The organism is Lysinibacillus sp. NPDC094177 (assembly GCF_050279145.1).
In the GTDB taxonomy this organism is placed as follows: Bacteria; Bacillota; Bacilli; order Bacillales_A; family Planococcaceae; genus Lysinibacillus.
Genome location: NZ_JBNNTW010000009.1, coordinates 125,616 through 139,496, shown reverse-complemented (window position 1 = coordinate 139,496; position 13,881 = coordinate 125,616). Strand labels below are relative to the sequence as shown.

Annotated in this window: 15 protein-coding genes; 8 read left to right on the top strand and 7 right to left on the bottom strand. The window is 34.7% G+C overall.

Annotation, left to right across the window (positions count from 1 at the left end):
- Positions 1 to 441 precede the first annotated feature (441 nt).
- A complete protein-coding gene (locus tag ACQKNC_RS15610; RefSeq protein ID WP_427425712.1) occupies positions 442 to 1,023 on the top strand; it encodes a hypothetical protein in 582 nt (193 codons plus the stop codon).
- Positions 1,024 to 1,615: 592 nt separating this feature from the next.
- On the opposite strand, the gene ACQKNC_RS15605 is transcribed toward ACQKNC_RS15610, so the two are convergent.
- Positions 1,616 to 2,500 carry a LysM peptidoglycan-binding domain-containing protein gene (locus ACQKNC_RS15605; RefSeq protein ID WP_427425711.1) on the bottom strand — a complete coding sequence of 295 codons (885 nt, stop codon included), beginning with the start codon at positions 2,498 to 2,500 and terminating at the stop codon, positions 1,616 to 1,618.
- A gap of 296 nt (positions 2,501 to 2,796) precedes the next feature.
- On the opposite strand from ACQKNC_RS15605, the gene ACQKNC_RS15600 reads away from it, so the two are divergent.
- The 3 genes from ACQKNC_RS15600 (at position 2,797) to ACQKNC_RS15590 (ending at position 5,471) form a co-directional block, all read left to right on the top strand.
- On the top strand, positions 2,797 to 2,991 hold the full coding sequence (locus ACQKNC_RS15600) for a hypothetical protein (RefSeq protein WP_427425710.1): 195 nt from the start codon (positions 2,797 to 2,799) through the stop codon (positions 2,989 to 2,991).
- A gap of 124 nt (positions 2,992 to 3,115) precedes the next feature.
- Positions 3,116 to 3,328, top strand: a complete 213-nt coding sequence (locus ACQKNC_RS15595) for a hypothetical protein (protein WP_427425709.1) — start codon at positions 3,116 to 3,118, stop codon at positions 3,326 to 3,328.
- 268 nt (positions 3,329 to 3,596) lie between these two features.
- Positions 3,597 to 5,471, top strand: coding sequence for a leucine-rich repeat domain-containing protein (locus tag ACQKNC_RS15590; RefSeq protein ID WP_427425708.1), 1,875 nt, complete (start codon positions 3,597 to 3,599; stop codon positions 5,469 to 5,471).
- A gap of 120 nt (positions 5,472 to 5,591) precedes the next feature.
- On the opposite strand, the gene ACQKNC_RS15585 is transcribed toward ACQKNC_RS15590, so the two are convergent.
- The gene (locus tag ACQKNC_RS15585; protein ID WP_427425707.1) at positions 5,592 to 7,058 is read right to left on the bottom strand and encodes an amidase; all 1,467 of its coding nucleotides are present in this window, start codon (positions 7,056 to 7,058) and stop codon (positions 5,592 to 5,594) included.
- A 134-nt stretch (positions 7,059 to 7,192) separates the two neighbouring features.
- Between ACQKNC_RS15585 and ACQKNC_RS15580 the strand changes: the two genes are divergently transcribed.
- Positions 7,193 to 7,924 carry a response regulator transcription factor gene (locus tag ACQKNC_RS15580; protein WP_427425706.1) on the top strand — a complete coding sequence of 244 codons (732 nt, stop codon included), beginning with the start codon at positions 7,193 to 7,195 and terminating at the stop codon, positions 7,922 to 7,924.
- 292 nt (positions 7,925 to 8,216) lie between these two features.
- On the opposite strand, the gene ACQKNC_RS15575 is transcribed toward ACQKNC_RS15580, so the two are convergent.
- The 4 genes from ACQKNC_RS15575 to ACQKNC_RS15560 form a co-directional block, all read right to left on the bottom strand.
- Positions 8,217 to 8,834 (bottom strand): sterol desaturase family protein, encoded by a 618-nt coding sequence (locus ACQKNC_RS15575; RefSeq protein ID WP_427425705.1) that lies wholly within the window; start codon positions 8,832 to 8,834, stop codon positions 8,217 to 8,219.
- A gap of 21 nt (positions 8,835 to 8,855) precedes the next feature.
- The gene (locus ACQKNC_RS15570; protein WP_427425704.1) at positions 8,856 to 9,539 is read right to left on the bottom strand and encodes a GntR family transcriptional regulator; all 684 of its coding nucleotides are present in this window, start codon (positions 9,537 to 9,539) and stop codon (positions 8,856 to 8,858) included.
- A gap of 439 nt (positions 9,540 to 9,978) precedes the next feature.
- Entirely contained in the window at positions 9,979 to 10,401 is a 423-nt protein-coding gene (locus ACQKNC_RS15565) for an exosporium protein C (RefSeq protein ID WP_427425703.1), read from the bottom strand.
- 240 nt (positions 10,402 to 10,641) lie between these two features.
- A complete protein-coding gene (locus ACQKNC_RS15560) occupies positions 10,642 to 10,983 on the bottom strand; it encodes a BRCT domain-containing protein (protein ID WP_427425702.1) in 342 nt (113 codons plus the stop codon).
- Between the two features lie 261 nt (positions 10,984 to 11,244).
- Between ACQKNC_RS15560 and ACQKNC_RS15555 the strand changes: the two genes are divergently transcribed.
- Positions 11,245 to 12,042, top strand: coding sequence for an MBL fold metallo-hydrolase (locus tag ACQKNC_RS15555; protein WP_427425701.1), 798 nt, complete (start codon positions 11,245 to 11,247; stop codon positions 12,040 to 12,042).
- 229 nt (positions 12,043 to 12,271) lie between these two features.
- Positions 12,272 to 12,550 carry a hypothetical protein gene (locus ACQKNC_RS15550; protein ID WP_427425700.1) on the top strand — a complete coding sequence of 93 codons (279 nt, stop codon included), beginning with the start codon at positions 12,272 to 12,274 and terminating at the stop codon, positions 12,548 to 12,550.
- A 240-nt stretch (positions 12,551 to 12,790) separates the two neighbouring features.
- Here the strand turns inward: ACQKNC_RS15550 and ACQKNC_RS15545 are convergent, their stop codons facing one another.
- Positions 12,791 to 13,282, bottom strand: coding sequence for a hypothetical protein (locus ACQKNC_RS15545; protein ID WP_427425751.1), 492 nt, complete (start codon positions 13,280 to 13,282; stop codon positions 12,791 to 12,793).
- Positions 13,283 to 13,555: 273 nt separating this feature from the next.
- Between ACQKNC_RS15545 and ACQKNC_RS15540 the strand changes: the two genes are divergently transcribed.
- The gene (locus ACQKNC_RS15540) at positions 13,556 to 13,708 is read left to right on the top strand and encodes a hypothetical protein (protein ID WP_427425699.1); all 153 of its coding nucleotides are present in this window, start codon (positions 13,556 to 13,558) and stop codon (positions 13,706 to 13,708) included.
- The last annotated feature ends 173 nt before the right edge of the window (positions 13,709 to 13,881 follow it).

Here is a 13,881-nt window from a genome sequence, read left to right as displayed (position 1 = left end):
CCTCACTTATCCTTGTTACGGTGAACCGTATCATAAGTAAGTGCGGTTTTTTTGAAAAATAGTACAGCACCTCCCAAATAGTGGAATAAGTGTTTTTTTTGTTGTTTGGCCGTATAAAAAGAATGAACTCCTTATGAGAACAGAATAGTGGTAAAGCAGAGAATAGGAGTTCCTCTGGATAGCAAGGTTCTAAAAAAATTGATTTAAACTAAAGAGTTCCGTCAAAATGACATTGATGATTCGCACTTATTGGAGCGATATGTGAACAATTTATTGGATAATGAGATTAGACATACACCTCGCCATGGGAAGATTTTTGTAGAATGCTATACACAAAGATATTATCCAAATAATACTGTAGTAAAATTAATGTATTTGACTATATCTAATTTTCTTCTTCGAATAAGATATATTATTCTAAATTGAAAAGAAGGTGGTATAATGTCAAATCAACGAGGTCATAAAGATAGTAATGATGAGTCTAATTCCAAGGAATTACAAAGCGGTGTGGAAAGTAAAAATGAAAAAGTAAGGATTATTGTAAAAAAAGATGGAGAAGAAATTAGGACTGATGCTCCTGTATCAGATAAGTTAAAGGTTGTAATTGTAATAAATAATCAGTTCACTAGTGCACCTAATACCACGCAAATTGCAAGTGGGGCCGGAAGAAATAGTGCAGCTGGTAGTAATGCTGCAATAGATTCCTCGAATACCGATCAACAGCAAAGTGTGGGAGCACAAGGGGTAGCTAGAAACAGTGGTATGGAGGGGGAGCAGACTGAACCTCACGAACAGCATAAAGACTGGGATGGTGACGAAGAAATTGTTATCATCATCAATAATCAGATAAATAATGGTCAAAAACAGTCGTCAGCTACTCAAGTAGCAAGCGGAAGCGGTTTAGATAGTACGGGAGGAACTAATTCAGCCATAGGAAGTTCTAATACGAAGCAGCAGCATGCGGTTGGTGGGGGCGGTCGTGCAATAAATGAGGGTGAGAATGGTGATCAAGAGGAAAAGTAACAATTCATTGGAAAAGTTAAAAAGGATTAAAATATAATTATCTACGTAAACTAAAAGAGAATTGATCCCATAGCTTATAGATAGTTAAAAATCAGTTTTTTATTTAATCAGAAGGATAACATCTGGGCCATATCATATTTCTAGTTTTTTAGACTCTGCAGTAAAGTTAACCATTGAAAGAATAGGTAGCAAATATTTATTCACCTTTTTCATAGAATGAATATTCAATGGTTTTTACCTATAGGAAACGTAAATGTTCTGTTCTATCTCTCTTTTTAGATGATAGTAAAGCAGCGTCTAATAGCGAATAGCTGACATGCGTAGGGCCAGAATAATGTATGAGTACATTTGATCGAAAACCTCATTTAGATACGTTGCGGTGAACCGTATCATAAGTAAGTTCGGTTTTTAAATGAACCACCTGGAACGTTGAGAAGAAGTAAGTGAGACAATAACGAACCTATTGGAAGAGCTGAAAAAAATAAGCAAAAAAGAACCTAATCTGGTTCTTTTTTGCTTAGTATAAGGATTCAAGTCACCTTTTTGTTCATATATATAAAATCCTAAGGATAGGATGGGAATAGAAGATATGTTAGTTTAATATTGTTACCTTTAATTGTTTTACTCCAAAATTGATTGCATCCTGTTGAGTAGGGAAAAAGACATCGATTCGATTTCCTTTAATGGCTCCGCCAGTATCCCCTGCGATCGCTTCACCATAGCCTTCTACATAAACTTTACTACCAAGTGGAATGATAGTTGGGTCAACTGAGATGACCTTTGCATTTGGGTTTGTTTTAAGGTTTATTCCAGTAGCAGTAATACCGGAACATCCCTCACATGAAGCCGTATAGGCTGAAGCTTCCACTATAATTTCCTTTGAAGCGGTATTAGTTGTTGCTGGAGCAGTTGCTTCAGGTGCACTATCCTTTGAAACGGTATTAGTTGTTGCTGGAGCGGTTGCTTCAGATGCACTCTCCTTTGAAGCAGTATTATTTGTTGTTGAAACAGTTTCTTTATGTTTACTCTCCATTGAAGTTGCATTATTTGTTACTGAAGTTGTAGTTTCCTTTGATTCATGTGCTGCAGGCTTCATTGGTTTGTCAGTTACAGCCGTACTAGTTTTTGTACCATCAATGATGGATAGATTTAAACCTGGATGAATGAGGTCTGTATGTAATTGGTTCCATTCTTTAATTTGCGAAACGGTTACTTGATGATCAACGGCTATGTCCCATAATGTATCACCTTGCTTAACGGTATATTGTTGTGCAATGGTAAGGACATCACCAGGGTGAATAAGGTTAGTAGTAATTTGATTCAACGTTTTGATATTTTCTACAGATGTATTATGTGCACGGGATAAATCCCAAAGGGTATCCCCTTTTTGTACGGTAATCGTTGCAGCTTGAACATTAGCACCTAAAGTTGCCGAGAGCATTGCAACTGGTACAATTGAAATAATTTTTTTAAGCATTCATTAATCCTCCATGTTCGTTCTTAGTTGTTAATTTAAAATAATCGTAACATAGTTTTTTCTGAGAAAAAGAACAAGGAGGTGTTAATTTGTTTACGTTCATGGCATTTATATTGCAATAATATTGCTAATATTAAACGATACTATCTCCTAGATGAAGATACCTATTATCTAAAGTATGTTCGTAGGTTTAATGCAAAAATGAAGAGGTTGAATTTATTTCGTTAACAGATTCGTTAAAGGTTAAATGTGATAATGTATATACATAAAATAAATTTGATAAATGAGGGATAATCATGTCAGTTGTGAACCTGTTAGCTTCTCAACTGAGTCGGAATGATGAAGTGCCAAATATTGAGCTGGCACTTAAATTAGCTAATGAAGAAAATTATACGGACATAGAGGAAATAATTGAAAACCTAACTTGCAAAGATAAAAAGATTCAATACGATTGTATTAAAGTAGCGTACGAAAATGGGCAAGTTAAATAGCCATTTCTAATCATACAGAGATAAATCTGGACGATGAAATGACCTATACTTTTAATGGTGGGAGATATGTATTATATTCTTTTGATGAGCCTGTTGAGTATAGTGAAAGAAGTATGTTGATCGAATGTTACTTATTGCTATTCTCGTTCAAGCGACTAGTTCAAATAGTTTGTTAGAAGGTGCTGCTGTAGGAGGTATTATTGGCATTCTTATTTTAATTGTTTATTTGAAAAATACATTATTTGGACTTGTAAATAAGAGGAATTTTTTAATTGCGATTGGTGACCATTTTATCATTTTTACCTTACTAGGAGCACTCCATGGTCTTTTTGTCTAATCGTATCGATTTTATAGATTGAAACGAGTAAAAAGAAGGATCTCTCAAACATATGGGATCCATTTTATCACAGTGAACCATATCACAAGTGATAGTAAAGAGAAGTTTGAACTTAAAAAGTGAATAAACACAACGAAAGTCGCCTCTTGGGCGACTTTTTTGTTGTAGGTCTAAAGATGGGAGATAATTAGTATTTAATAGAAATATTGACATTTATTTTTCAGACAACTAAGCTTAATGGAAAATAGTGCTGGGGAGGGGACTGCCAGTGGAATTCATTAAATTAAATTGTCCGAATTGTAATGGAAAAATTGAATATAAAGAGGGGCAATCATTCAAATGTCCTTTTTGTGAGACTGAAATAATGTTGAAAGAGAATAAAGTCTATTATGTTGATCAGACGATAAATAATTATTATGGTACAACTCCTGCGAATAAAGCTACACGTCCAAAACCGAATTTAAAAGCGCTTTTAATGATACCGATTGTAATCCTTTGTGCATTCCTTGGCTATTTTATTTTGAGCGGTAATCAAACAGAATACGGCAATAATGAGAAATTACCTGTTCGGAAAATGCCTGAAAGCGAAGTCCTTTTATTCTTTTTAAAAGATATTTTTGATAAAGGTGAAGCAATGCCGACTAAAGAAGAAATCACAAGTATCCGTTATTTGAAGGCATACTATTCTGAAGATCAATGGCATTTTGATTACAGTCTTGACGATCCGTTTACAAATAAGAAAGCCGAAATTTCTAACTATATTGTTATGGATAAGTTATTAAATACACAAAAAATCGAACAAAAAGATTTTGAAGCCTTTACTGGTCTGACGGTGTTGAATTTGATGGGCGATTATGAAATATCACAAAGTGAAAATGTAAGCTTCCGACATCTGGAAGGTTTAAAAAGTTATACAGGTAGCTTTAATGAATCATTTAGTAAAATTGCTGAATATTTTAGCGATAAGTCTAATGTTGTAGAGCTCTCTGTCCAAATTCGAAGTAATGATGAACTTGCTTTATTATTAGCGTTTCCTAATCTTCAATCACTTGAAATTTCGTATCACACCGAGACGGTTACAGACTTCCCTCTTCTGAATAAACTGCCATTAAAATCATTGTCTTTAAGATTTGCCAATGATTTGAAGTGGGTGTCTTCATTAACTGATTTAGAGTCATTATCAATAGATATGAGTGAAGCGACAGATTTTAGCTCGTTCTATTCACTGAATCAATTACAAGAATTGAAACTTACAGCGGTAAAAAATTTAAAAACGCTTGATTTTATACAAAACATGCCCAACTTACAATCGCTTGATCTTGAAAATATGGATATTACGAATGTAGAACGCCTGAGAAATAAGTCTTCATTGACAAAGCTGCGTTTAGCTTCTCTTTATAAATTAGAATTGCTTGATATTGTGAACAGCCTGACTTCGCTGACCGATTTATCGATAACTGGTTATAGTGGCCAAATAGCATCGATTGTAGCACCCCATTTAAAAAAAGCGGAATTAAAAAATACATTCCTATCCAAGTTAGAGGCACCTGCTTTAAAGGATTTGACTGTTGATATAAGTGGGGCACAGTCGTATTTGAATGGAGCAGAATTACTAAAATACCCACAGCTAGAACAACTTACATTGATGGAGTCTGGCGATTTTACAGGCATACGTTCTTTAAATCGTTTACCCAATCTGCAAACAATAAATTTAAATGAAACAGCTTTTTATGAAGAGACGAGTGAAATATTCAATTTACAGCATGTAAAAACGTTAAATTGTAATGAATGTAGGTTTCAAGTTAATAGTCAAAATTCGTTTAACAACAACATACTGGAACATTTAACTTTGAATGACGTATCCTTTCGAATAGATAATAGTGACTGGGTGCATGAAGTTGATAAGATTATGCCATACTTTGCTGGCCTTTCAGCTCTGCGTTCATTCACTATACAAGATAGTTCACTACAATCATTAAATTTTATGGAAAATTGGCAACAAATTGAGGTGCTTCATTTGGAAAATAACGCTATTTTAAATGTAGAGCCTTTAGTGAATTTGCCCAATCTGAAGAAGCTATATATTTTAGGGAATCAGGTGCAAAATAAATCTGTTCTAGACAATGGAATTGTGATTTATTGAGGTAACGTGCTTTTTTAATATAGACTATGTTCAGTTGTTATTGCAACGTTTTAATGGAATGTCCTACAACAGTAAACTAGCAAAAAGTAGGTGCAAGAAAAAATCTTGCACCTACTTTTTTTATATTGTCGCAATTTCCGTAACTTCTGCACCCACATGTACGGGTGGTTTACGATCTTTCCATGGAGCAGATTCTTCTAATTGTTTCCCGAGCTGTAGAAGGGTTAACTCATCTGCGAAGCGTCCTGTAAATTGCAGCCCGATTGGTAATCCTGACGCACTCATCGCAAGCGGCAATGATAACGATGGTTGACCTGTTGCGTTAAACAAATTGGTAAACGGCGCGTATGTGAAAATTTGCTCCGTCCATTCAATCGCAGAGATATTTGGATTATCCGCATTTAGCTCACCAATTTTCGCTGGCAATGTGCCGATTGTTGGGCTTAAAAGCACATCATAATCTTCAAAGAATGTCGCTACTTGACGTGATACAAGTGCATTCGTATTAATGGCTTCTAAAAGTGCGCTAGCTTTTAAGTTTTTGCCATATTCATAGCATTGCCAAATGGCTGCTTCAATATTATCGCGTGAAGGTGTTTTACCTGTTAATTCTGCTGCTCCCATAATCATTTTATAAATATTCGCTGTCCAAATATTTACCGTTGCGCGTGAAAATGGTGCTTGGTCGTAAACTGGTCGGGCTTCGACTACTTCATGCCCTAACTCTTCTAATAATTTTACGGCCTTATGTACGGCCGCGATGCATTCTGGATCAACGAATGCACCAGAATTTGTTTCTGTTGTCCAGGCGATTTTCAGTGGACGTACATTTTGCTGAATTGCTTTACTGTAAGGTATTTCTGGGCTTTGAATAATCGAGTAGCATCCTAAGTCTGGCCCAGCTACTTGGTCCAATAATGTAGCGGTATCACGAATGGTTTTTGTCAGCGCAAATTCAATTGCTAGCCCATTTAATGCCTCACTATTATATGGCCCCATTGGCACGCGACCACGTGAAGGCTTTAAGCCAACGATACCACTGCATGATGCAGGAATACGAATGGATCCGCCTCCATCATTACCATGCGCGATTGGGACGATACCACTTGCGACAGAAGCGGCTGCACCGCCACTTGAACCACCAGGGCTATGGTCTAGATTCCATGGATTACGTGTTGGACCATAAATGACAGCTTCGGTTGCGGCATTATAGCCGAACTCTGGCGTTGTGGTTGTACCGCTTAACACAAAACCAGCATTTTTAAAACGTTTCATTAATTCACTATCCACAGACATTACCGCATTTTCTGCAACACGACTGCCCATACTATGTGGCACATCTTCCGCATGGAGTACAACTTCTTTAATTAAAAATGGAACTCCTGCAAATGGTTGATTATCATTTAAAGTTGAAATCGCGTTGTCAGCCTGTTCCTCTAACACGCTGACGACGGCATTAATCGAAGGGTTAACCTTTTCAATACCTTGTAGCGCTAATTTTGTAAGCTCTTGTGGTGTCACTTGCTTTGTCTTTACTAACTCCGCTAATCCAAGACCATCATATGATGCATATTCTTGTAAATTCATCTGATCACCTCATTATAGTTTTGACTTACAAATTCATTTTAGATGGAGATGAAAAAAATTGATATTACCAAAAAGGATAATTCGTTTTAAACGAGAATATATGGATTTAAAATAGAGGAAAAGGTGGGTTAATATTGTGTGAGCATAAAGAGTTGAAGTATTTATTAGAAGCAACGGTTCAGATTTCAAATATGAATATGCAACAAGCAAGTGAAGACTTTAAATTGAATATGTTGCAAGTATTGAGTAAATGTTTTCAATATGAGCATACGGTATTTTGGGAAGTGGCAGATGGGGAGTTAAATGAACAGCCTGTCTGTTTCAATGTAGGGACATATATGATACAAAATTATCTAAATGAATATAAATATTATGATCCTTTACACCCAGTGAATATGAAAAACCAACCCGATATTCAATTAATGCAACGAAATGAAGTAATATCGATGAAGAAAAGGCGGCATTATGTGGAGCGTTTTTTACAATTAAATGATTTTATAGATGAAATGGGTATGTATCTCTACAATCAGCAAAAACCAATAGCGGTTATTGGCTTTTTGCGAAAAAAAGGGGAAATACCATTTACAGAGCAAGATAGTCAAAAGCTTTCGTATGTAAAGCGGATGATTGAAAATGTTTATTTATTACATCAATATGTTCAGCCAGGCGAGTCATTGCAAATTACACAACGTGAAAAAGAATTGTTATTGTATTTATGTAAGGGATTTAAAAATGCAGAAATTGCTAGTTATTTATATGTCAGTGAAAATACAGTAAAGAAGCATCTGCAAAATTTGTATCGGAAATTTCAAGTAACTTCCCGAACACAGCTTGCATTAAAATATGCAGAAAGCTTTCGAGCGTAAAAATAAACTGTTGGCAATCGATAAAAGTCGAGTGCTATTTTAACCCGAACAATCCCACCTTTCTTAATCTATCAGACCTATCAATTTTTTACAGCATTTATTAGACGTTTAATGGAGAAACGTATCATAAATAAGCAAGGTTTAAAATATTGAGCCTAAGATAATGCATTTTTATGCAATCTTTCTTCCCAATAGAGAAAAATACATGTCACTCTCAAAGAAATGTTGAAGTTACAAAGTTCATTCGACATTTCTAAAGGAGTGACATGGATAATTTTTTATAATTCTATTTCTAGTCGCCACGTTTTTCTAGATTTTTAGCAGTTTTACTTTGGGCAACATCCTTTTGGTTTTTAAAGGTACCCATGAGAAAATCGTAGGCTGGGTTCGTAACACCATACCAGTAATTTTCGTTTTTGAAATGATGCAACAAATGAACTTTTTTCATCCAACGCCCCCATGGAGATATTGGCTGAAGGGGGCGATGGGCGATATAATGCTTCCACTCATAAAATAATAAAAAGAACATGATGCCTGCAATAAATGCGTTTGTTAATACAAAGCTAGATGAAAGAAAATAAAAAATAGCTCCTACAATTGCAATATTTGGCACACTATACCATAAGGGTAAAAATAATAAATGTAATTCATTCGGACTTGTATGATGGTCATAATGTAAGCGTTTAAGCATTTTTAATAAAAATGCATTCTTAGGTGGTTTCAGATGAAAAAGAAACCTGTGTGTAACATACTCAGCTAATGAATACATAATCATTCCTAGAATAAAAGCACCCAAAATTTTGATAGAGGTTAAATGTAGAATCATAAATCCAAAGCTAATGAGGAATAGAAAGCTCATGATTAATATATCAGGGTAGGAAAAATATTCTTTAAAATATTTCAATTTCATTTATCACGCCTCCAGCAATCTTTATTTTTTTCTATCTTTCCAGAGAGCCAAGCTTTTCTCCATTGTTGTCTTAGACAACCTTTCCGCTTCCATTGCATCTCCCTTTAATGCAGCTTTCAATAAGTCGTGGTAATAGTTGAAGGACAACTTGCGATGATCTTTTACAGAAAAAAATCTTTTCGCCATATCTATATAAATGGAATCGAAGCTATTTAAAATGAGTAGAAAGATTGGATTGCCAGCAAGGCCAGCACACTTTTTTTGCAAATCCCAATCAAATGCTGCATAGCTTTCTGCACTATCTTCAAGCTGCTCTAGATTGGCAAGAAGAGCAACCACTTTAGGTTGATTAAATGTAACAGCATCACGCATATAAGTCGGAGTCAAAGAACTTCTTAATTCTAATAAGTACATGATAAATTCATCTGTAATGGTATGATGATTTTCAACAATATTAACAAGTGTTGTTAGATTCCCATTGCGCCAATAATCATTAACAATCGCAGGCATTCCTTTTCTCCCTGTTATCCATCCACCCCTTCCTAAACGTTGAAGTACCTCCCGAATAGTTGGACGACCAACACCAAATTCTTTTGCAAGCTCTCTTTCCGGCGGTAAAGTACTTCCTACTGAATAAACACCAGCCAATATGGATCTAATTAATTCATTCTCAATTTTATCTGAGGAGCGTTCCTTTTCTTTCAAATCCTCTTCCCCTTTGTTTTGTGGTAATACAAATTAAATACAGTGGTAATACCAAAAATTATATATTGAGTTTGAATTTTCTGTCAATAGAAAAGTGGCGAAGTTCATGGGGATTCAATAATTAAAACATAGCCAAATGATTCTTGCTCAAAGGAGATGAGAAGAACTAATAAAGATTTAATATGAAACCGTTTAATTAACTATATATCTAATAAATTTTAGATTAAGGAAGTTATAATATAAATGAATAAAATAAGCTGTATAGAAAGTTTGATTTTTAATAACCTCTATACAGCCTATTTTTTTAATCCTTATATAATGTGCCATAAAACATGCATTTTACTTCATCGATCAACACTCTAAAAAAATCGACCATGTATGCCACGAATCTGTACTGGGCATAAACATGAGTCAATATGCATAGAAAGAGTTATTAACGTTAACTTTTTATAGCTAGGCCACTAAAAGAGATTGGTCCAACAATGTTTGCTTGTGTGTTGGGGGTAATATTCTCAACAAAAACCTGATAGAAGTTAGCGCCAGCTACTAAATTGGAATCAATAGCTTGGAATGTAAAGATGTAATTTAGTTCTGAACCAGCTGATTCTACTCCATCTTGCGTATTATAGATTTCTTTCCCGTTACGGAAGACTCTAAATACAAGTTGGGAAATACCCGTAACTCCTGCCACACCAATACTTGCAAGTAGCTCAACGTGATTATTTCTTGAAGCGGTACCTGGGATGCTTATTTGAATCGAAGCTAAAAGAACTCTAAATGGAGCCTGTGGAATTGGAAAAGCAGTGTTTGGGTTAAACGTACTTAGAGGTTCAGTAGCTTGGTAATCAAGAACTTGCGCCATTTTTTCACCTCCTGTTGCTAGGATACATAAGATATGTTCTATATTAGAGTTTGATTGTGTAGTAAACTAAGCCGTGCTAATTTTTATCTTTGTTTAGTTGACTGTTCTAGTTCTTTTGGAATTGTAAGCTTTCAATATAGATTTATTATTATAAGTTTGAGGTAATAAAATATGTGAAAAGGTATGTGAACATAGTTGTTTTGCATACCTTTTTAGATGAAGTGGGTGAAAGAAAGGCGTTTAAATTTGAGGTAACTCTTCTTTTTGCATTGAAATGAGCCAAATAAAATCATCCTCAATAATAATTTGAATGTCTTGGCCAAGGCTAATCAATTTCTCGGCTTTTAATTGTTTCGTACTTATACTCCGACGTTTGTCCCCAAGAATAACGAAATCTGTATCTTGTGTCACAGTCCCTTGCATTATCCCTCCACAAGCTCTTACTCTTTTCGCAGCTTCTGAACGTGTCATAGCGGAAAGAGCACCTGTAAAAACGATTTGTTTATTATAAAACGGATGCATCAAGCACTCTGATGGGTCAGAAAGTAAGATGATTTCTGTGTTGTCCTTATTGTTGTTCATGTTGACTCTCCTTGATTGAAATGAAAGATTTCTAACCTTCATGGAGAATAGTATCATATTAGATCTCTTCTTCATGAATACTTGTATCAATAGATAAAACTAAGAGTTTGTGAAGTTTAAATAGATTTTGAATATTTTCCTAAAAGAAGGATTTCGTAAACGCAACTCGAACTATGGAATAGTGAGGAAAAAAAATTAAAGCTTTTGTTCGACAAGTTTGCTTATTAGCAAGGGAAATAAGGGGAAAAGGATGGGTTTATAGTGATTCAATTCCAAAAAAATAATATTACGGTTTTTCAAAGTGCATTATATATGACTACTTCAGCAATCATTCAAACTAATGAAGCAGTAATTATGACAGACCCTAATTGGTTACCTACTGAGATTGAAGAAATTAAGAGCTATATCAACAAGATTAAAGGTGATAAACAACTATTCATTATTTACACACATAGCGATTTTGATCATATTATTGGATCTGGGGCATTCCCAGAAGCTAAGGTAATTGCATCTAAACAATTTGATGAAAATCCTAACAAAGAAGACAGCGTTAGAAAAATTAAACAATTTGACCAAGGATATTATTTGAATAGAAACTATTCACCTGTATATCTAACTGTAGACATTGTTGTTTCAGAGGATGGGCATATATTAGAATTAAATTCCCTAACCATGACATTTTATCAAGCACCTGGTCATACGAATGATGGTTTGTTTACAGTTATAGAGCCTTATGGTCTGTTTCTTTCTGGCGATTATTTGTCAGATATTGAGTTTCCATTTATTTTTAGCAACTATGAAGACTATGTAAATACGGTCAATAAAGCTGAAAATATTTTGCTGAATCATCATATAACGACCCATATACCTGGACACGGTTCGACAACACAAAATCAACAGGAAATTCAAAAGAGAATAAACGATTCGAAGTATTATTTAGAAAAGCTTCCTCATGATAATGGAGAGTTAGAAAGATATTTAAGTCTAGAGTATCCATTTTTTGAAGGAATGAAAAGCATCCATACTGACAATAAGAAGATGGCTAAAGAAAATGTGTAAGAGGCTGATAAAAAGGAGACCAATCATTTTAGACGATCTCGTTTTTTCTTAAACTTGCCCTTCACTTATTAATGCATGAGTATTATCTTCTGTGTTTTTAAAAAATAATATACGCGTTTCTGTTTGTTCCATTTAGATATTCGTTAACTTCTGCGTACATATTTTCTGCACATATTCCAATACTATATCTAGATTATTTATCAAATTTGCAGGAAGGGAAGAGGCAAAATTGGCTAAGCACTCAGATATGAGTTGGAAACAGGATCATCCGAGCACTTTATTTGGGAACTCTGTTCAAAAGGCGGAGCGTTTGTTGAAGCATGCAAAGTCACACCCGGAGGAGATAGCGATTGAGCATGCTTTCAATCAAATCGAACATGCAGAAAATGCATTTATGAATGCAAAGCAATATGGTGAACATTTGGATACAGTCCAACAAAATAAAGCATACTTAGAGCAGATCAAGCGGCAATTACACGAAATGCAAGGCAATATAGAGAATCAATAAATTACATTGGTTCTGAACAGTAGGCTGAAGCGGCTTAAACCCCATAATCAAGGGGACTTAAGCCGCTTAATTATATTCCACTTGTTTGCTTGGTAGTCAATTTTTTATGTGAAATGTTGTGCAGATGAAGGATTAATGTTTTCAATCACCAAATGTAGCCCGTCGGTTTACTCAATGTAGTTAGTAAAGAGCTTAACACTGATAATTGAGACCTTTCCTGGGAAATATATTCTATTATTTTTAACACCAAACAATTATTTTATACGGTGTGGTTTGTGCAGGAATACTTCTTGTAGTAGGCCCATAGATAACAATTAGGTTTCGGTTTGCGGGGCTTTTTGAAAAAGGTTGCCCATTTTTGAGCAAGATAAGTGTATAAGCAGAAAGATTTAGTTGTAATTGGCCATCACTACTCACTAATTGGTTATTAAAAAAGTCGACTTTGACATTTAGATAGTTATTTTCCTTTACAACAACGAGTGCTCGATATTGAGGAGGATATATCAAAGGAACAGGTGCATCCCCATCATAATAACCAGTAATTTGATCACCGAGAGTCACAATTTCTTGATTTACAAAATAAGTAGACGGTGAGACGACAAAATTGACGATGCCCCGCGTACTATCTTCTACCGTCATAAGTTTATAGCAACCTTCCCTTTCTCCATTTTGCCCGACCGAAAAATCATCAATCTGTGTAACGATCCCACGAAAAGATTTAAAATTTACCATAGCCATTCCTTTCTTTATAAAATCTAAATTGATCATTGGTGAGAAAAAGCTCCGTATGATTATTGTTTATCCAAATGAACTAATTTGAAGTCAAAAGAAAACCAATCTTACAATAAGTATTTGAGTACAGCATCTTTTAATTTATGTAACATTTCCAATTTGGGTGACAGAGAATGATTTTATTATTAAAAGGGTAGGTTTATATATTACATGAATCAATATATACTTAATTTGCAAACTATAAACGTTATTTTTTAAGAGGAGGGGAGCCTATTGAAGTGGATTTCTAAAAATAAGAAACCCCTTTTGATATTCATCATTATTATTATTTTCATTGCAGGTATACTCGATATCAAATATGAAGGATTGTTCTTTCAAATATTACCAGAGTCTATTCAAAACTATTTAGCTAATATTTTCAAATAAGTAGAGACTGGCTAAAAACTCATCTATTCATAGTTGGAATTGGATTTTTATCCAATTCCTTTTTTAATCTCAAGCAAAATTTGCGAACAGAAGAATTAAAGGAGTTGAGGTAAGAATTGCTTCTCTTCGTAAATCTGTTGACATGGAGTTAACTCCATTTTTTAAAGTGAAAG

Coding starts and splice junctions, on each gene's coding strand:
- ACQKNC_RS15610 (WP_427425712.1), top strand. CDS start 442: ATGTCAAATCAACGAGGTCATAAAGATAGTAATGATGAGTCTAATTCC.
- ACQKNC_RS15605 (WP_427425711.1), bottom strand. CDS start 2,500: ATGCTTAAAAAAATTATTTCAATTGTACCAGTTGCAATGCTCTCGGCA.
- ACQKNC_RS15600 (WP_427425710.1), top strand. CDS start 2,797: ATGTCAGTTGTGAACCTGTTAGCTTCTCAACTGAGTCGGAATGATGAA.
- ACQKNC_RS15595 (WP_427425709.1), top strand. CDS start 3,116: ATGTTACTTATTGCTATTCTCGTTCAAGCGACTAGTTCAAATAGTTTG.
- ACQKNC_RS15585 (WP_427425707.1), bottom strand. CDS start 7,058: ATGAATTTACAAGAATATGCATCATATGATGGTCTTGGATTAGCGGAG.
- ACQKNC_RS15575 (WP_427425705.1), bottom strand. CDS start 8,834: ATGAAATTGAAATATTTTAAAGAATATTTTTCCTACCCTGATATATTA.
- ACQKNC_RS15565 (WP_427425703.1), bottom strand. CDS start 10,401: ATGGCGCAAGTTCTTGATTACCAAGCTACTGAACCTCTAAGTACGTTT.
- ACQKNC_RS15560 (WP_427425702.1), bottom strand. CDS start 10,983: ATGAACAACAATAAGGACAACACAGAAATCATCTTACTTTCTGACCCA.
- ACQKNC_RS15545 (WP_427425751.1), bottom strand. CDS start 13,282: ATGGTAAATTTTAAATCTTTTCGTGGGATCGTTACACAGATTGATGAT.